Genomic DNA, 18629 nt, shown 5'->3' on the forward strand with positions numbered 1-18629 from the left:
CCCGCGCCCCGCAGCCGACGGAACCCGCCGCCGCCCAGCCGGCGGCCACCGGCTCGTCGCTGGTGCTCGCCTCGTGGCGGCTGCTGCTGGGCGGGTCGGCCGCCACCGACGGCGCCGCGGCCCTGCTGGAGACGGCCAAGCCCGACGTGGCCCGTCTCAGCCCGGCGACGGCCGCCTCCTTCGGCCTGGCGGCGGGCGATCCCGTCACGCTGAACGCGCGCGGGGGAGCGGTGACGCTGCCGCTGGTGGTCGAGCAGTCCATGGTCGACGGGGTCGTGTGGATCCCCGGAAACCGGAACGGGGCCGGGCTCGGCGAGCTCGACGTCGTCGCCGGTGAAACCGTCGAGGTCAACGGAGGTGCGGCATGACGCCTGCAGACATTTCGATCTTCATGAACGACCCCTGGTGGATCGTCCTGATCAAGGTCGTCGGCGTGGTCGTCCTGCTGCTGACCTGGACGATCTTCAACGTCTGGTACGAGCGCCGGCTGGTCGCCAAGATGCAGCACCGCCTCGGCCCGATCATGAACCCGATCTGGCTCGGTGGCCTTGGTCAGGCCCTGGGCGACGGCCTCAAGCTCATGTTCAAGGAGGACTTCGCCCCGGGGATGGTCGACCGGGTGCTGTTCACCATCGCCCCCATCCTTGCCGGCGTGTGCGCCTTCGGCGCCTGGTCGGTGATGCCGCTGGGCGGCGAGGTCAACATGTTCGGCGTCACGACGCGCCTGCAGGTGACCGACATGCCCGTCTCCGCGCTCCTGCTGCTGGCCATGAGCTCGGTCGCGGTCTACGGCTTCGTCCTGGCCGGCTGGTCCTCCAACTCCCCGTACTCCCTGCTGGGCTCCCTGCGCTCCTCGGCGCAGATGATCAGCTACGAGATCTCGATGGGCCTGAGCTACGTCGCGGTGTTCCTGTACGCGGGCACCATGTCCACCTCGGAGATCGTCGAGGCTCAGGGCCTGCCGCTGTTCGGCGACAATCCGCTGAACCTGCAGCAGTGGTACTGGGCGCTGCTCTTCCCGTCTTTCATCGTGTACGTGATCTCAATGGTCGGTGAGACGAACCGCGCCCCCTTCGACCTGCCCGAGTGCGAGTCCGAGCTGGTCTCCGGTCACCTCACCGAGTACACCGGCTTCCGCTACGCGATCTTCTTCCTCGCCGAATACATCAACATGGCCACGGTGTCCGCGGTCGCAACGACGTTGTTCCTCGGCGGCTACAAGGCGATCTGGCCCCTGAGCATGTTCATCCCCGACACCGGGTACTGGGGCTTCTTGTGGTTCTTCATCAAGGTGCAGTTCCTGATCTCGATCTTCGTGTGGCTGCGCGGCACCCTGCCCCGCCTCCGCTACGACCAGTTCATGGCGCTGGGCTGGAAGTGGCTCATCCCGATCTCGCTGGCGTGGATCATGGTGATCGCCATCATGCGCGGCCTGATGAACCACGGCCTGCTGCAGGGGCCGCTGCTCTACATCCTGATCGGCGTGGTCGCCTGCGGACTGATCGCGGTCGTGTTCCTCGGCGGCGAACGCCCCGAGCCCGTGCCACCGAAACCCGAGGGCCCGTTCGACGCCTTCGCCGGGGGCTACCCGGTGCCCCCGATGCCCGGGCAGACGCTGCCTGAGTTCGCCGGGGTGGTGGCGGGCAGTTCCACCGCAGTCACCGACGAGCAGGGCGTCCTGACGTCCGACGACGAGAGGAAGGGCGACCAGTAATGGGCATCTTCGATGCGTGGGCCGGCTTCGGCGTCACCTTCAGAACCATCTTCCGCAAGACCTTCACGCAGGGCTACCCGATGCCCGGCCAGGAGAAGGTCACCGCTCCGCGCTTCCACGGACGTCACCAGCTCAACCGCTGGCCGGACGGCTTGGAGAAGTGCGTGGGCTGCGAGCTGTGCGCGTGGGCGTGCCCGGCGGACGCGATCTACGTCGAAGGTGCGAACAACACCGACGAGGAGCGCTACTCGCCCGGGGAGCGCTACGGCCGCGTCTACCAGATCAACTATCTGCGCTGCATCCTGTGCGGCCTGTGCATCGAGGCGTGCCCGACCCGGGCGCTCACGATGACCAACGATTTCAAGCTCGCGGACACCAGCCGCGAACTGATGATCTACACCAAGGACCGCCTGCTGGCGCCGCTCCTGCCGGGCATGGAGGAGCCGCCGCACCCGCCGCGGCTGGGCAACGACGAGAAGGACTACTTCCTCGGCCTGCCGCCCACCGGCGTGCCGGACACCCGCACCGGTCCTGTCGACACCGAGGAGGTCGCCTCGTGAGCCCCATGCTCATTCCGCTCGTGACCGGGGCGGAGGTGACGTTCTGGATCGGAGCCCCGCTGGCGGTGCTCGGCGCGCTGGGCCTCGTGTTCAGCCGACGTGCGGTGTATGCCGCCTTGTCGATGGCCGTGTCGATGATCAGCCTCGCCGTGCTGTACGCCTCCCTCGACGCACCGTTCCTCGCGATGACACAGATCATCGTGTACACCGGCGCGGTCATGATGATGTTCCTGTTCGTCATGATGATGGTCGGCGTCGACACCCCCGACTCGGCTGTTGAAACGCTCAAGGCGCAGCGGCCGCTCGCGATCCTGGCCGGCATCGGCCTGGCCGCCCTGCTGATCTTCGCCATCGTCGGTTCGATCACCCAGCCGGCCGTCACCGTGGTCGAGGCCAACGCCCAGTTCGGCGGTAACGCCCAGGGCTTGGCGAACCTGATGTTCGGCCGCTACATCTTCGTCTTCGAGCTCGCCAGCGCGCTGCTGATCACCGCAGCCGTCGGTGCCATGATCCTGGCCCACCGTCAGCGCGTGACGCCGAAGCGCGACCAGCGCGAGCTCGCCGAGGAGCGCATGGCCGACTACGCGACCAAGGGCGAGCACCCCGGCCCGCTGCCGAACTCGGGCGTCTACGCCACCACGAACTCCATCGCGGCACCCGCACTGCTGCCCGACGGATCGATCGCACCGAAGTCGATCAGCCAGACGCTGCTGCTGCGCGGCGCGGTGATCGATCCCATTCCGCTGGCCAAGGTGACCGACCAGACGTTCGCCGCCATCGAGGCCGCCGTGGAAGAAGAGGACGAGTGATGAACCCCGAGAACTACCTCTTCCTCGCCGCGCTGCTGTTCTCGATCGGGTCGATCGGCGTCCTGGTACGCCGCAACGCTCTGGTCGCGTTCATGTGCGTCGAGTTGATGCTGAACGCCTGCAACCTGGCCCTGGTCGCCGGGTCGCAGATCACCGGCGGACTCAACGGCCAGGTGGCGTCCTTCTTCGTGATGGTCGTCGCCGCAGCCGAGGTCGTCGTCGGCCTGGCGATCATCGTTTCGATCTACAAGACGCGCCGCTCGACCTCGGTCGACGACGCCAACCTGCTGAAGCTCTGAGGTGGGCGACGTGATGCTTCTGGAAACCCTCGCCGCACCGGTCGCCGCGACCGGCATGTTCACGCTCGCGTGGACGATGATCGCGGTGCCGGCCGTCATGGCGGGTCTGCTCCTGCTCGGGGGCAAGCTGACCGATCGCTGGGGCCACCTCGCCGGGACTGCAGCCGTGCTGTGGTCCTTCGCGATCGCCGCCTGCCTGTTCGGCGAGCAGCTCATCCGCCCGGCGTCGGAGCGTGCCGTCTCGGCCCACCTGTACACCTGGTTCGGGGTGGGGGAGTGGACCTTCGAGGTCGGCCTGCTGGTCGATCAGCTCTCGATCCTGTTCGCGCTGCTGATCACGGGCGTCGGTTCGCTGATCCACATCTACTCGATCGGCTACATGGCTCACGACGATCGTCGTCGCCGCTTCTTCGCCTACCTGAACCTGTTCATCGCAGCGATGCTGATCCTGGTGCTGGCCGACAACTACATCGTGTTGTTCGTCGGGTGGGAGGGCGTGGGTCTGGCCTCCTACCTGCTGATCAGCTTCTGGCAGCACAAGCCGTCGGCGGCCGCAGCCGGGGTCAAGGCGTTCGTGATGAACCGCGTCGGCGACTTGGGTCTGCTGATGGCGATCAGCACCATGCTCGCCATGTTCGGGTCCTCCTCCTTCACCGACGTGAACGCCGGAGCCCACGAACTGTCACCGCTGTGGGCGACCCTGATCGGTTTCTTCCTGCTGCTCGGCGCCTGCGGCAAGTCGGCCCAGGTACCGCTGCAGGCGTGGCTGCTGGACGCCATGGAGGGCCCCACCCCGGTGTCGGCCCTGATCCACGCGGCGACGATGGTGACGGCCGGCGTGTACCTCGTGGTGCGCAGCCACGCGATCTTCGAGGCAGCCCCGATCGCGCAGACGGCGGTCGTCGTCGTCGGCACGGTGACGCTGCTTGCGGGCGCCTGGATCGGCACGAGCCAAGACGACATCAAGAAGGTGCTCGCGGGCTCGACCATGAGCCAGATCGGATACATGATGCTGGCCGCCGGCATCGGCCCGGCCGGGTACGCCTTCGCGATCTTCCACCTCATCACGCACGGCTTCTTCAAGGCCAACATGTTCCTGGGGGCCGGGTCGGTCATGCACGGCATGAACGACGACGTGAACATGCGTCACTTCGGCGGGCTGGCGACTGCGATGCGCGTCACCTTCCTGACGTTCTCCATGGGCTACCTGGCGATCATCGGGTTCCCGTTCTTCGCCGGCTACTTCTCCAAGGACCACATCATCGAGGCGGCGTTCGCCAACAACGTGTTCATCGGGATCTGCGCCCTGCTGGGCGCCGGGGTGACGGCGTTCTACATGACGCGGCTGATGCTGATGACCTTCCTCGGCGAGAAGCGCTGGCGTGAGGGCGTCCACCCGCACGAGTCGCCCAAGACGATGACGGTTCCGCTGATCATCTTGGCGGTGTTCTCGGTGGGCGCGGGCCTGCTGATGAACTGGTGGATCCAGACCTGGCTCGAGCCGGCCGTCGGGAACCACGCTCACGAGGTCAGCTTGATCCCGACGCCGGTCGGATGGGCGACGCTGCTCGTCGTCGCCGCAGGTGTGGCGGCGTCCTGGCTGGTGTTCGGGCGCGGGAGCATCCCGGATGTCGCCCCGGCCACCAAGAACCCGATGACCATCGCCGGTCGCAACGTCTTGTTCGGGGACCAGGTGAACGGATTCCTGTTCACGCAGCCCACCGTCGTCACCGCCAAGGCGATCGACACGGCGGACGTCACGCTCATCGACCGCACGTTCGACGGCGCGGGCCATGCCTTCCAAGGGCTGTCGACGCAGCTGCGACGCTTGCAAACCGGCTACACCCGCAACTACGCCCTCACCATGCTGCTCGGCGTGCTGGTCGTGGGTGCCGTTCTGATCCTCAGTCAGCTGGGCTGAGGGAGGAGTTGACATGACATTCCCTTGGCTCACCTTCCTCGGCCTGCTGCCGATCATCGGTGGCCTGCTCCTGTTCCTGCCGATGGGCAAGGGCGCTGCGCGCATCCTGGGGCTGGTGTTCTCGGTGGCCACGCTGGCCGTCGGGGTCACCGTCGCCGTGCTGCACGGCACGGGCGCCGACCTGAGTGTGGCCGTCCCGTGGATCCGCGCGTTCGGCGCCTGGTGGGCGCTGGGCGTCGACGGCATGGGTCTCGCGATGATCCTGCTGACGGTCGTCCTGACTCCGCTGGTGCTGCTGGCCGAGTGGGAGCCGCCCGCAGGCCGCTGGAGTGCGCAGAGCTTCTTCGCTTTGGTGCTGATCCTCGAGGGGCTGGCGCTGTTCGTCTTCACCTCCACCGATGTGCTGCTCTTCTACCTCTTCTTCGAGGCCACGCTGATCCCCACCTACTTCCTGATCGTCGGGTTCGGTGGTGAGCGCCGCGGCTTTGCGGCCATCAAGTTCCTGCTGTTCAGCCTGGCAGGCGGTCTGATCATGCTCGCCTCGGTGGTCGGCTTGTTCGCCGTCTCCGCGAGCCAGGGGACGCCGTCCTACCTCATCGGCGACCTTGCTGCGCTCCGCATCGACGGGGATCTGGGACGCTGGCTGATGCTCGGCTTCCTGGTGGCCTTCATCATCAAGGCGCCCATGGTGCCGCTGCACACCTGGCTGCCGGACACGGCGGCCCAGTCGACTCCGGGCACGGCAACGCTGCTCGTCGGCGTCCTGGACAAGATCGGCACCTTCGGCATGATCCGGTTCTGCCTGGGGTTGTTCCCGGAGGCATCCGTGTGGGTGGCCCCGTTCATGACCGTCTTCGCGGTGATCTCGATCCTGTGGGGGGCCCTGGCGGCCATCGGCAGCACGAACATGATGCGCATGGTGGCCTACACGTCGGTCAGCCACTTCGGGTTCATGGTGCTGGGCATCTACGCCTTCACCACCACGAGCCAGACCGGTTCGATCTTCTACATGCTCAACCACGGATTCTCCACAGCCGCGCTGTTCCTGATCGTCGGGTTCCTCGCCAAGCGGCGTGGCAGCTACGACATCGACGCCTACGGCGGCGTGCAGAAGGTGGCTCCGGTCGCGGCCGGCGTCCTGCTGCTGGCCGGCCTCTCGGCCCTGTCCCTGCCCGGCATGGCGACCTTCGTGAGCGAGTTCCTGGTCATCGCCGGCAGTTGGACGCGCAACCCGGTCATCACCGTGTTCGCGTTGCCCGGCGTCGTGTTCGCCGCTGTGTACGTGCTGGCGATCCTGTACAAGCGCACCATGACGGGGCCCGTGACCGAGCAGTCGGAGAAGGCCTTCACCGGCCGGGACCTGACGGGAATCGAGAAGGCCGTGATGGTGCCGATCATCGCGATGCTGCTGTTCTTCGGCTTCGTCCCGCAGCCTGCGGTGTCGATGGTCGAGCCCACCGCCAAGGCGACCATGGAGTACGTCGGTGTGACCGATCCCGCTCCGGTCGTGAAGGGAGCCAAGTAGATGTCGTCGTATCTCATGCCGGTCCTGGAGATGGCGGCGCCCACCCTGGAGTGGCGTGCGCTGGCTCCGGTGCTGCTCGTGTTCGCGGCGGCCTGCCTGGGCATCCTGCTGGAGGCCGTCCTCCCTCGGCACCTGCGTTTCGTGGCGCAGATCAGCCTCGTCATCGCCACCGTCGTGGCATCGCTGGCGTTCCTGGTGATCAACTGGCACGCCGGGTACGCCGGGCGTCTCGCCATGGGTTCCATCACGCTGGACGGTCCCAGCTACTTCGCCTGGGGCGCCTTGCTCGTGTTCGGCGTCCTGGCGTTCATGGTGTTCGGTGAGCGCACCCTGAACGGCGGCGCCACCACGTTCGCCGCGTCGGCGGCCTCCGTGCCGGGATCCGCCGATGAGGCGGAGTCCTCGGCGGCACGCCACGAGCACACGGAAGTCTTCCCGCTGGGCATGTTCGCCCTCACCGGGATGATGGTCTTCGCCTCGGCGTCCGACCTGCTGACCCTGTTCGTGGCCTTGGAGGTGTTCTCGCTTCCGCTGTACCTGCTCAGCGGCATGGCGCGTCGCCGTCGGCTGCTGTCGCAGGAAGCGGCCCTGAAGTACTTCCTGCTCGGCGCGTTCTCCTCGGCGTTCATGCTGTTCGGCATCGCCATGCTCTACGTGTTCTCCGGATCGTTCGACCTGCGCGTGATCCATGCGGCTGTGGGCGGCGCCGTCGGCAGCCCGGGTCTGATCTTCATCGGCCTGGCCTTCATCGCGGTCGGGCTGCTGTTCAAGACCGGCGTCGTCCCGTTCCACAACTGGACCCCCGACGTCTACATGGGCGCCCCGACCCCGGTCACGGGATTCATGGCGATCTGCACCAAGTTCGCGGCCGTGGTCGCGCTCATGCGGGTCTTCTTCGTGGCGCTGGACGGCATGCGCTGGACGTGGCAGCCCATCTTTGCGGTGCTCGCCATCGCCACCATGGCAGTCGGCATCATCGGGGCCCTCACCCAGTCCGACATCAAGCGCCTGTTGGCCTACAGCTCGATCGCCCACGCGGGCTTCGTGCTCACCGCGATCGTCGGGGCCAACCAGCAGGTCGCCGCCGGGCAGGCCTCCTCGGCCTCCGCAGTGTTCTTCTACCTCGCCGCGTACGGCTTCGCCACGATCGGCGCGTTCGCGATCGTGACCCTGGTCCGCAATCAGGCGGGTGAAGACAACACCATCGCTGGTTGGTCCGGCCTGGTGTCGAAGAACCCGTGGGTCGCAGGCCTGTTCGCCGTGTTCATGCTCAGCTTCGCGGGCATCCCCCTGACCGGCGGCTTCATCGGCAAGTGGGCCGTGTTCACCTCCGCCTGGCAGGGCGGCTACTGGTGGCTGGTCGTGGTGGCGGTGCTGAGCTCGCTGGTGGCCGCGTACTTCTACCTGCGGGTCGTCGTGGTCATGTTCGCCGGCGCGCCGGCGCAGGGCACCTTCGTGGGCCATGCCAGCGCCTGGACGTGGATCCCGATCATCGTCGGCGCGGCGGGCACGCTGTGGCTCGGTCTCCTTCCCGATTCGGTCATGCAACTGGCGGCGTTCGCGGGCGGCTTCCTGCGGTGACGTCGGTGACCCACGCAGACGCAGACTTCGAGGCGTTCGTCCGGCGACGGATCGACGCCATCGAGGGCCGTCTCACACAGACAGCTGCGGCACAGACCGCGTTCACCTCGGACGCCGCCCAGCACCTGCTGGCTGCAGGCGGGAAGCGTTTCCGGCCACTGCTGGTGGTGCTGGCGTCCCAGCTGTACCCAGGTGCCGACGAGTCCGCCATCGACCGGGCCGCGATCGTGATGGAGCTCACCCACGTGGCGAGCCTGTACCACGACGACGTCATGGACGAGGCGGACGTGCGCCGCGGCGTCCCGTCGGCGAACAGCCGGTGGGGCAACACGGTCGCGATCATGGTGGGCGACTTCCTGTTCGCCCGCGCCTCCTCGACCGTGGCCACGCTCGGCACCGAGTACGTGATGCTGCAGGCCGAGACCTTCGCCCGGCTCGTGCAGGGCCAGATCGCGGAGACGCGCGGGCTGACCGAGGGCGAAGACCCGTTGCGGCACTACCTGGACGTCATCGCCGACAAGACGGGGTCGCTCATCGCCGCGTCCACCGTCTTCGGCGGCATGGTGTGCGGGGCGCCACAGGACGTACTGGCGGCGCTGGCGGCCTACGGCGAGGAGATCGGGCTGGTCTTCCAGCTGAGCGACGACCTGCTGGACATCGCCTCCGACGACTCGGGCAAGACCCCGGGCACGGACCTGCGCGAAGGCGTCCCGACGCTGCCGGTGCTCCTGCTGAGGGCGTCGGCCACAGCCGAAGACGCCCGGCTCCTGGAGTTGACGTCGAGGCCCCTGCACGAGGAAGCGGAGGTCGCCGAGGCGCTGACGTTGCTGCGCGCTCACCCTGTCATGGATGAGGCGCGAGCCGAGGTGGCGCGTCGTGCCGAACTGGCTCGTGGCTACCTCTCGGTGCTGCCCGCGGGGTCGGCGCGCGACGCCTTGTCGGCGCTGTGCGACCAGGTCGCGTTCCGTTCGGCCTGACCGTCCGCGCCGGACAGGGCAGGGCGGACGCCTGAGAGAGGCGGACGCGGCGGGCGCGTACTCGGGACGCCTGCCTGCGCGGCAGGAGGGCCGGTAGCCTCGGCCCATGCTGGACTACCGCCACCGCAGTGCCCTCGAAACCGCGCGTCGCGTACGAGCAGGGGAGACGACCGCCGCCGCAGTGCTCGCCGAGGCGCTGGACGCCGCGCGGGCCGATGCCGCCCTGGGTGCGTTCGCCACCCTGACACCCGAGTTCGCCGCCGAGCAGGCGGCCAGCGTCGACGGGGCGCTCGCCCGTGGTGAGCGGCTCGGCCCGCTGGCGGGCGTCCCGGTTCCGATCAAGGACCTCGCCGAGGTGGCGGGGCTGCCGTTCGAGGCCGGCTCCGCGGTGTTGCGCGGCACCATCGCCCAGAGCACCGACGCGGTGGCACAACGCCTGATCGACGCGGGCAGCCTCACCGTCGGCAAGACCGCCACTCCCGAGTTCGGCTTTCCGCCCTACACCGAGCCTGCCGGACGCCCGCCCGCCGTGACGCCGTGGGATCGCAGCCGCGGCGCCGGCGGATCCAGCGGGGGAGCGGCCGCCGCGGTGGCTGCCGGGATCGTGCCGCTGGCGCACGCCTCCGATGGGGGCGGCAGCATCCGCATCCCGGCCGCCAGTTGCGGTCTCGTCGGGCACAAGCCGTCGCGCGGGCTGGTGAGCACGGCCCCCAGCCGGGTCAGCGGCCCCGGCCTGGTGAGCGACGGGGTGCTGAGTCGCACCGTGGCCGACACGGCGTTGGGTCTGGACGTGCTGGCCCCCGGACGCGGGTTCCTGGCCGGCCTGGAGCACGCGCCGACCCGGCTGCGCATCGGGGTGACGGTCACGCCGATCATCTCCGACACCGCGCAGGTGCATCCGGCCGCGGTCGCCGCGGTCGAGCAGGTCGCCGGCTGGCTGGAGGAGCTGGGGCACGAACTCGTGGACGCGCCGCGGGCCTTTCCCGCCAGCCGGTGGGGGGCTTTCGATGCCCTGTGGACCACGGGCGCGGCCGGACTGCCGCTCCCACCCGAGGCCGAACCGGCGCTGATGCCGCTCACCCGCTGGCTGCGCGAACGCGGACGCGGCGTCACGGGTGTGGAGTACGCCGCCGCGCTCGCGGAGATCCAGCGGATCGAGTGGGAGGTGGAGAGCCAGTGGGCGGGCCTGGACGCCGTCCTGACGCCGACGCTCGCCCAACCCCCCGCGAAGGTCGGCTCGATCCGCGACGACGCCGACCCGGCCGGTGACTTCGCGGCCCAGATCGACTACACGCCGTGGACCAGCGTCGCCAACCTCACGGGCCGCCCGTCGATCAGCCTCCCGCTGGTGCGCGCCGACGTCGACGGCGTGATCCTGCCGATCGGCGTCATGCTCACCGGCGTCCGAGGGCGCGACGCCGTCCTGCTCGGGCTGGCGGCCGCCTTGGAGGCGGCCCACCCGTGGCCCCTCACACCCCCACGGGGGCGCTGACGGGCGTGATGCTGAGTCGGCGCGGCCCGACCTTCTCGGCCTGGATGCGTCCGGCGTTCTTGTGCGCGGTCGCCACCATCAGCTTGATCCGGTTGAGCTGGTTGACCTCCGAGGCGCCCGGGTCGTAGTCGATGGAGACCACATTGGCTTCGGGGTAGAGGCGGCGCAGTTCGCGGAACACGCCCTTGCCGACGACGTGGTTGGGCAGGCAGGCGAACGGCTGGGCGACGATGATGTTGGGGCAGCCGTCCTCGATCAGCTCCATCATCTCCCCGACGAGCAGCCAGCCCTCCCCGGCGCTGGTGCCCAGCGAGATGACCGATTCCGCGCGGCGCGCGATGTCGGCCAGCGGCTGGGACACGGTGAACTCGCGGCGCGCCTTGGCGAGCGCGCGCCGCGCGGGACGCTGGTACTGCTCGATCAGCCAGGCGACGCCTTGCTGCAGCTTGACGCCGGTGGTGCTGCCGACACCCAGGTTGTCCAGGCGCCAGCCCGCGGTGTGCAACTGCATCATGAAGAACGGCAGCAGATCCGGCAGGACGGCCTCGCAGCCCTCGGCCTCGATGGTGCGCACCGCGTCGTTGTTGGCATCGGGCTGGAACTTCACCAGGATCTCCCCGACGAGGCCGACGCGGGGGCGGCGCGGCTCGTCACGGAGCGCCAGGTGGTCGAACTCGGCCACGATGTGGTCGATCAGCCACCGGTACGTCACCCGGCGGTTCAGGGTGTCGGACCAGCCGCCGGTGGTGAAGAACTCCGACGCCGCGGCGTCCCAGTGCCGATACAGCGCGTCCGCCGACCCGGGAACCGCCTCGTAGGGGCGGGTGCGCAGCAGCACGTTCTGCAGCACGTCGCCGACGACGATCGCCTGGATCGCCTTGTGGATCATGGTGGGCGTCAGCTTGAAGCCGGGGCTCTCTTCTAGGCCCTGGGCGCTGATCGCCAGCACCGGAACCTGGGCGAAACCGGCGTCGGCCAGGCCCTTGCGGAGCATGCCCGCGTAGTTGGTGGCCCGGCACATGCCGCCGGTCTGGGTGATCGCCACCGAGCTGTTGTCGGGGTCGGCCCCGCCGGTGAGGAACGCGTTGATGAGCTGGCCGACCACCATGATCGCCGGGTAGCAGACGTCGTTGTTGACGTAGCGCAGCCCGACCTCGACGTCTTCGCGGGAGGCGTGTTCGAGGAGCTTGACGTCGTAGCCGACCCGCCGCAGCACCGGGACGATGAGCCGGAAGTGGATGGGGGCCATCTGCGGCGCGTACAGCGTGTGGGTGCGCTTGGCCTCTTTGGTGAAGACCGCGTGCCCACCCTCCTTGGCCGCGGCGTCGTAGGTCAGCACCTCCGCCGAGGAGGGACGCCGCTCGGCGGTGGCGGCCTTCAGGGACCGCAACCGGATCGTGGCGGCGCCCAGGTTGGACACCTCGTCGATCTTCAAGGCGGTGTAGACGTCCCCGGCCGCCTCCAGGATCTCTTGGACCTGGTCGGTGGTGACGGCGTCCAGGCCGCACCCGAACGAGTTGAGCTGGACGAGTTGCAACTCCGGCTCGGTCCGGACCCGGGCCGCGGCCTCGTACAAGCGGCTGTGGTAGGTCCACTGGTCACGGACGCGCAGCGGACGCTCCAGGCGTGGCGCGTCGGCGACGGCGTCCTCGGTCAGGACGACCATGCCGAGCTGGTTGATCATCTCGGGGATACCGTGGTGGACTTCTGGATCCACGTGGTAGGGCCGCCCGGCCAGCACGATGCCCTTGCGGTCGTGCTCGGCCATGTACTCCAGGGCGCGGCGGCCCTCGGCGAGGACGTCGTCCTTGTAGGCGGCGTCCTCGGCGAACCCGGCCGCGACGGCCTCCTGAGCCTCGGCCAGCGTGACGCCCTCGCTCTCGAAGATCTCCACGAGCCGTTCGGCGAGCTTGGCCGGGTCTGCGAGGCTGACGAACGGGTCCAGGAACTTCACCCCGGGTTCGCGCAGCCGGTCGACGTTCTTGGCCAGCACCTGCGGGTAGAACGCGACGACCGGGCAGTTGAAGTTGTGGTCGGACGCCTCGAAGGTGGGCTGCTCCAGGCTGACGCACGGGTAGAAGATCGTGGTGACGCCCCGGTCCAGCAGCCATTCGATGTGTCCGTGGGCCAGCTTCGCCGGGTAGCAGACGTTTTCGGAGGGGATGGTCTCCATGCCGTCGGTGAACAGCTCGTGGTTGGAGCGGCCCGACAGCATCACCTTGAACCCCAGGTGGGTCAGGATCGTGAACCACAGTGGGTAGTTCTCGTACATGTTGAGGACCCGGGGGATGCCGATGGCGCCGCGGGTGGCCTTCGCGTCGGTGAGCCGCCGGTAGGCGAACAGCCGCCGGTACTTGAAGTCGTACAGGTTGGGGATCTCGCTGCGCTGCGGCTTGGCCTCCAGCGAGGCGCCGCGCTCGCAGCGGTTGCCGGAGACGTGGCGGCTGCCGTCGGGGAAGCTGCTGACCGTCAGGCCGCAGTGGTTTTGGCACAGCTTGCAGGTGCGGCGCTCGACCTCGACCTGGAAGTCGTCGAGTTCGTCCAGCTCGATCAGGGAGCTGACCTGGTCGGGTTCCCAGGAGCGCTGGGCGGTCAGCGCGGCCCCGTAGGCGCCCATCAGTCCCGCGATGTCGGGGCGGACGACCTCGCGTCCGGTGAGGAGCTCGAAGGCTCGCAGGACGGCGTCGTTGAGGAACGTGCCGCCCTGGACGACGACCTTGTCGCCGAGCGCGTCGGCGTCGCGGAGCTTGATGACCTTGTAGAGCGCGTTGCGGACGACCGAGTAGGACAGCCCGGCGGCGATGTCGCCGACGGAGGCGCCTTCCTTCTGGGCCTGTTTGACCGAGCTGTTCATGAACACGGTGCACCGCGACCCGAGATCGACCGGGGTCTCGGCTTGCAGGGCCTTCTGGGCGAACGAGCGGACGTCGGTGCCCATGGTCTCGGCGAACGTCTGCAGGAAGGAGCCGCAGCCCGAGCTGCAGGCCTCGTTGACGGCGATCGAGTCCAGGGCGCCGCCGCGCACCCGCAGGTACTTCATGTCCTGTCCGCCGATGTCGATGACGCTGGTGACGCCGGGCGCGATCGCCTCGGCGGCGCGGTAGTGCGCCATGGTCTCGATCTCGCCCTGGTCGACCCGCAGGGCGGCCTGGACGAGGCCTTCCCCGTAGCCGGTGACGCAGCAGCGCGCCAGGTAGGCGTCGGCGGGCAGCGCCTCGCGGACCTCCTTGACGATCCCGAGCGCAGCCTTGACGGGGTCGCCGCCGTTGCCCGCGTAGTGACGGTGCACGATGGCGCCGTCGGCGGTCATGACGACGGACTTGATGGTGGTGGAGCCGGCGTCCAGGCCCCAGAACAGCGGGCCGGACGCGGTGGCCAGGTCGCCGGTCGGAATGGTCTCGGCGGCGTGCCGGGTGGTGAAGGCGTCCCGCTCGGCCTCGTCGGCGAACAAGGGTCGCAGGGTCGCGGTCAGGCTGGTGGCCTCCCCGGCGCCCGCGTCCAGCCCGGCGATGAGCGCCTCCAAGGTGGTGGGGTCGCCGTCGGCGAGCAGGGCGGCGCCGCGGGCGACGTAGAGCTGAGCGTCGGGCGGGGTGGTGAAGCTGGCGACCTGGTCGGCCAGGGTCCGCTCGTAGGCGGCGCGCAACTGCGGCAGGAAGTGCAGCGGGCCGCCGAGGAAGACGAGGTTGCCGCGGATGGGGCGCCCGCAGGCCAGCCCGGAGATGGTCTGGGTGGCGACCGCCTGGAACACCGACGCCGCGAGGTCGGTGTGCGCGGCGCCTTGGTTGAGCAGCGGCTGGATGTCGGACTTGGCGAAGACGCCGCAGCGCGACGCGATGGGGTACAGGGTTGCGTACCGGGAGGCGAGCTCATCCAGGCCGGACGCGTCGGTGCCGAGCAGGGTGGCCATCTGGTCGATGAACGCGCCCGTCCCGCCCGCGCAGGTGCCGTTCATCCGCTGCTCGGGGGTGGGCTTGAGGTAGGTGATCTTGGCGTCCTCGCCGCCCAGCTCGATGACGACATCGGCGTCGGGGTGGAACTGCTCGACGGCTTCAGTACCGGCGATCACCTCCTGGACGAAGCTGGCGCCCATCATGGAGGCGACCTGCAGGCCGCCCGACCCGGTGACGGCCGCGCGGACCGGCACGCCCGCCCAGCGTTCGGCGATCTCGGCGAGCAGACGCCGGACTTCGCCTCGCGCGTCGGCGTGATGGCGGCGATAATCGGAGAAGGCCACGTGGTCGGCGTCCAGGAGGACGGCCTTGACCGTCGTCGAACCGATGTCGAGACCGAGGCTGAGGGGGTGGTGCGTCATGAGACCTCCGTTAGAACGATCGTTCTAGTTACTACAGAGCGTAGTGCTTTTCGGCTGAGAAGGGGAGGGTGTCCGCGCATGCGATCCACCAAGCGTGACGAGATCGTGGCGGCCGCCACCGACCTGATTCGCAGCGACGGGGTCCGGGCGGCGTCGATCGCGAAGATCATCGCGGCGTCCGGGAGTTCGGCGGGCAGCGTCTACCACCACTTCGAGAACAAGAACGACATCGTGCTCGCGGTCGCGCGTGGGGCGCTCGTCGAGCCCTTGGAGGCGGCGCTGGCCGCCCACGAGGACGAGGCCCTCGCGCCGGGAGCGTTGCTGCGGCTCATGGCCGGAGCCGTCCTGGACGGCACGCTGCACTCCTCGCTGATCGTCCAGCTGTGGGCCGGTGCCGCCGACGAGCCCCAGTTGGCGCTGATCATCCGCGATCAGATGGAGGGCGTCCGTGCGCGCACCACCGGCGGACTGGCCGCGTATCTCCGCGCGCAGGGCGTCGTGGATGCCGAGGGTCGGGCCACGATCATCGCCATGCTGACGATGGGGCAGATGATGGGCATGCTGGCCCAGCGCACCCTGCTCGCCGAGTTCGACGTGGAGGCCTACCTCGATTCGGCCGCCACGATGCTGGACGCGACCGCGGGGGCCTGACCCGCCGGGGCGGTGTCGGCGGCCAGGCGGCGCTCCACGTGGCGGCTCGCGGCCATGACCAACTCGGCGATCCGAGGCACCTCCACCGCGGCGAATCGGGAAGCCAGGTAGGCCACGGACAACGAGCCGAGCGGGTGCCCCGAGGGGTCGAGGACCGGTGCTGCGATGCTGGCCGAGTGCGCCACCCGCTCCGACGTGGTCGTAGCCCACCCGCGCTCCCGGATGAGGGCGAGTCGCGCCCGGATCTCGGCCACGTCGACCATGGTGGTGGGGGTGTAGCGGCGTACCGGGACGGAGAGCGCCAGGTCGATGTCGTCCGGCGGCAGGAAGGCCAAGATGCTCTGGCCGCTCGCGCCGTGTGCGAGGGGGTAGGTGTCGCCGACACGGATCGAGATCCTGATGTGCTGGGAGGACTCGACCTGATCGATGTAGATCCGCTCGTGCCCGACCCGCTCGACCAGGGTGGTCGTCTCGCCGGTGAGCTGCCCCAGATGTGCGATGGCGGGAGATCCTGCCCACAGCAGCCGATCGCGCCGTGACTCCACGGCGGCCAAGGCGTGTGCGGCGGGTCCGAGCGCGTACTGGCGTCGCTGGGCGTCGTACTTGACCAGGCCGCTGCCGGCGAGGGTCTGCAGGATGCGATGCACCACCGCCTTGCCCAGGGCCAGGTCGCGCGCCAGCGAGGAGACCCCCTTCCACTCGTCGCCTCTCCCGAGCGCGAGGAGCACCTCAGCGACCCGATGTGTGGTGGAGGCCGGCGTCGGCGCGTCGGTCATGGCGCCCCTTTCGGTGGATTTGTTCCTACAAGCGGAACAATACAGCCTCTCAGGGTGCCTGTAACAGGACGTTTACGCGGACGTAACTACACACGACAAGCGGAAACCTTAGGTTCATCTCCACCGGGGGACGTGATTCTGAAAGTCATCGTTCCGATAAGTGGAACAACATCCTGAGGAGTCTTCGTGAATCGAAAGCTATCGCGATGGGTGGTCGCCGGAGCGGCCGCCCTCGCCATGACCCTGTCGGCCTGTTCAGGCTCGGCCTTCAACTCCACCACCGAGACGGCCGGCGGCTCCGCCTCGGCCGCCAGCGAGATCATGATCGGGGCCCTCCACCCGCTCACCGGATCCAATGCGGCCGACGGTCAGCAGATGGCGAACGCGGCCAAGCTCGCCGTCGACGCCGTCAACGCGGCGGGTGGCATCAGCTCGATGGGCGGGGCCAAGCTCGCCCTCACCTCCGCCGACACCCAGGGCAGCCCCGAGGTGGGGCAAAGCGAGGCGACCCGCCTCATCGAGGAGGGCGCCGTCGCGCTCGTGGGAACCTTCCAGAGCGGCACCAGCGCCAACGTCGCCTCGGTGGCCGAGCGTAATCAGGTGCCCTTCGTCATGGACGTCTCCGCCCTCGACGAGATCCTGGCACAGGGCTACACCTACTCCTTCCGGCTGCAGCCGAACGCCAGCCTGATGGGCACCCAGGGCGCACAGGCGCTCGACGCCATGGCGAAGGCCTCCGGGACGCCGCTCACGAAGGTCGCCTTCATGTACGAGCAGGGCAACTTCGGTGGCGCCGCCTACGCGGGCTTCAAGGAGGCCGCCGACGCCGCAGGCATCGCGCTCGACCCCGTCATCAGCTACGACCCGGCCGCGGTCAGCGACATGACGACGCAGATCCAGCAAGTTGCCGCGTCCGGGGCCGACGTCTTGGCCGTGGCCGGCTACTACCGCGACAGCCTGCTGATCTCGCAGGCGATCGACATCGTCAAGCCGAACCTCAAGGCGGTCTACGGCGTCGCCAACGGCGCCTACGACCAGGCGAGCTTCATCAAGGACGCGCCGAATGGGGGCGAGGGGTACTTCGACGCGAACTACCACTGGGACGTCACCAACCCCGATTCGAAGGCCCTCGCCGACCTGTACGAGAAGACCTTCGGCCAGCCGATCCGCACCTCCGCCGTCCTCACCTACGACGCCGTCTGGGTGATCGCCGAGGCACTGGAGGCGTCCGGCTCCACCGAATCGGCTGCACTCCGCAGCGCCATCGCAGCCAGCACCTATCAGCCGCTGGTCGTGAGCAACGGGCCGGTCTCCTTCGACACGACCGGCCAGAACACCAACGCGGCGATCGTCGTCATGCAGATCCAAGACGGCGCGGTGCGGCAGGTCTACCCGGACGCCGTCGCCGAGGCGCCCGTCCGCTTCCCCGCCTGAGGTCGCCACGGGGGCTCCCGCACCAGGGGAGCCCCCGCCGGACCCGCCCGCACCCAATCTTTCGAAGGAACAACCTGGTCATGAGTGTTCAGGCACCGGCCGAAGCAACGGCCCCACCACGCGCCCCCCGGCTCTCGGGCAACCTGCGCGTCATCCTCGTCACGATCGGCGCCCTGGTGCTCGCCGCACTGGTCGCCCTGGCGCGCACAGGCAGCCCCGTCGTCCTGACCCAAGCCCTCGTCACGGGCATCCTCACCGGCGGCATCTACAGCCTGGTCGCCATGGGCCTGACCCTGATCTACGGGGTGCTGCACATCATCAACTTCGCCAACGGGGCGATGGTGGCGCTGGCGCTCTACCTCACCCTCGTCTGCGTCGACGCCGGGATGCACCCCTACGTCGCCTTGGTGATCGTGATGCCGGCGATGTTCTGCATCGGGGCCCTGCTCCAGGCGGGCCTGCTGAACCCCGTGATGCGGGCGCCCATCCAGATCCAGCTCCTGATCACCATCGGGGTCGCCCTCGCGGTCGAGAACATCCTGCTGCTGGTCTTCGGTCCCAACCCGCGCTCGGTCACC

At 68.9% G+C, this 18629-nt stretch carries 15 protein-coding genes; 13 read left to right on the forward strand and 2 right to left on the reverse strand.

Features of this window, described 5'->3' with window-relative positions; all coding sequences use genetic code 11:
• The 10 genes from V7E09_RS03685 to V7E09_RS03730 all read left to right on the forward strand — a co-directional run.
• On the forward strand, positions 1-368 hold a 368-nt coding region (locus V7E09_RS03685), incomplete at its 5' end, for a molybdopterin dinucleotide binding domain-containing protein (RefSeq protein ID WP_324523027.1).
• On the forward strand, positions 365-1714 hold the full coding sequence (gene nuoH / locus V7E09_RS03690; RefSeq protein ID WP_324509599.1) for an NADH-quinone oxidoreductase subunit NuoH: 1350 nt from the start codon (positions 365-367) through the stop codon (positions 1712-1714). The genes V7E09_RS03685 and nuoH, both read left to right, overlap by 4 nt.
• Positions 1714-2274: an NADH-quinone oxidoreductase subunit NuoI gene (nuoI, locus tag V7E09_RS03695; RefSeq protein WP_324509598.1), complete on the forward strand. Its 561-nt coding sequence runs from the start codon at positions 1714-1716 to the stop codon at positions 2272-2274. Before nuoH ends, nuoI begins: the two co-directional genes overlap by 1 nt.
• A gap of 5 nt (positions 2275-2279) precedes the next feature.
• Positions 2280-3083: an NADH-quinone oxidoreductase subunit J gene (locus V7E09_RS03700; RefSeq protein ID WP_324509660.1), complete on the forward strand. Its 804-nt coding sequence runs from the start codon at positions 2280-2282 to the stop codon at positions 3081-3083.
• Positions 3083-3382, forward strand: a complete 300-nt coding sequence (nuoK, locus tag V7E09_RS03705; protein ID WP_324509597.1) for an NADH-quinone oxidoreductase subunit NuoK — start codon at positions 3083-3085, stop codon at positions 3380-3382. Before V7E09_RS03700 ends, nuoK begins: the two co-directional genes overlap by 1 nt.
• Before the next feature lie 13 nt (positions 3383-3395).
• Complete coding sequence (gene nuoL, locus V7E09_RS03710) at positions 3396-5303, forward strand: NADH-quinone oxidoreductase subunit L (protein WP_324509659.1); 1908 nt, start codon at positions 3396-3398, stop codon at positions 5301-5303.
• Between the two features lie 13 nt (positions 5304-5316).
• On the forward strand, positions 5317-6828 hold the full coding sequence (locus tag V7E09_RS03715) for an NADH-quinone oxidoreductase subunit M (protein WP_324509596.1): 1512 nt from the start codon (positions 5317-5319) through the stop codon (positions 6826-6828).
• Positions 6829-8409 carry an NADH-quinone oxidoreductase subunit NuoN gene (gene nuoN, locus V7E09_RS03720; RefSeq protein ID WP_324509595.1) on the forward strand — a complete coding sequence of 527 codons (1581 nt, stop codon included), beginning with the start codon at positions 6829-6831 and terminating at the stop codon, positions 8407-8409. It begins immediately after the preceding gene.
• A gap of 5 nt (positions 8410-8414) precedes the next feature.
• Positions 8415-9386: a polyprenyl synthetase family protein gene (locus tag V7E09_RS03725; protein WP_324509594.1), complete on the forward strand. Its 972-nt coding sequence runs from the start codon at positions 8415-8417 to the stop codon at positions 9384-9386.
• 106 nt (positions 9387-9492) lie between these two features.
• The gene (locus tag V7E09_RS03730) at positions 9493-10878 is read left to right on the forward strand and encodes an amidase (protein ID WP_324509593.1); all 1386 of its coding nucleotides are present in this window, start codon (positions 9493-9495) and stop codon (positions 10876-10878) included.
• Here the strand turns inward: V7E09_RS03730 and V7E09_RS03735 are convergent.
• Positions 10856-15190 carry an acyl-CoA dehydratase activase-related protein gene (locus tag V7E09_RS03735; RefSeq protein ID WP_324509592.1) on the reverse strand — a complete coding sequence of 1445 codons (4335 nt, stop codon included), beginning with the start codon at positions 15188-15190 and terminating at the stop codon, positions 10856-10858. The two genes, V7E09_RS03730 and V7E09_RS03735, sit on opposite strands and share 23 nt — an antisense overlap.
• A 78-nt stretch (positions 15191-15268) precedes the next feature.
• Between V7E09_RS03735 and V7E09_RS03740 the strand changes: the two genes are divergently transcribed.
• A complete protein-coding gene (locus V7E09_RS03740; protein WP_324509591.1) occupies positions 15269-15841 on the forward strand; it encodes a TetR/AcrR family transcriptional regulator in 573 nt (190 codons plus the stop codon).
• Here V7E09_RS03740 and V7E09_RS03745 read toward each other — a convergent pair.
• The gene (locus V7E09_RS03745; RefSeq protein ID WP_324523028.1) at positions 15793-16617 is read right to left on the reverse strand and encodes an IclR family transcriptional regulator; all 825 of its coding nucleotides are present in this window, start codon (positions 16615-16617) and stop codon (positions 15793-15795) included. The two genes, V7E09_RS03740 and V7E09_RS03745, sit on opposite strands and share 49 nt — an antisense overlap.
• 186 nt (positions 16618-16803) lie before the next feature.
• Here V7E09_RS03745 and V7E09_RS03750 point away from each other — a divergent pair, with 186 nt between their 5' ends.
• Both V7E09_RS03750 and V7E09_RS03755 read left to right on the forward strand, forming a co-directional pair.
• Positions 16804-18051, forward strand: coding sequence for an ABC transporter substrate-binding protein (locus tag V7E09_RS03750; RefSeq protein WP_324523029.1), 1248 nt, complete (start codon positions 16804-16806; stop codon positions 18049-18051).
• A gap of 80 nt (positions 18052-18131) precedes the next feature.
• Positions 18132-18629, forward strand: a 498-nt coding sequence (locus tag V7E09_RS03755) for an ABC transporter permease subunit (protein ID WP_442956832.1), incomplete at its 3' end; no start/stop codon positions are given.

Source organism: Propioniciclava sp. (assembly GCF_036744435.1).
Classification (GTDB): Bacteria; Actinomycetota; Actinomycetes; order Propionibacteriales; family Propionibacteriaceae; genus Propioniciclava.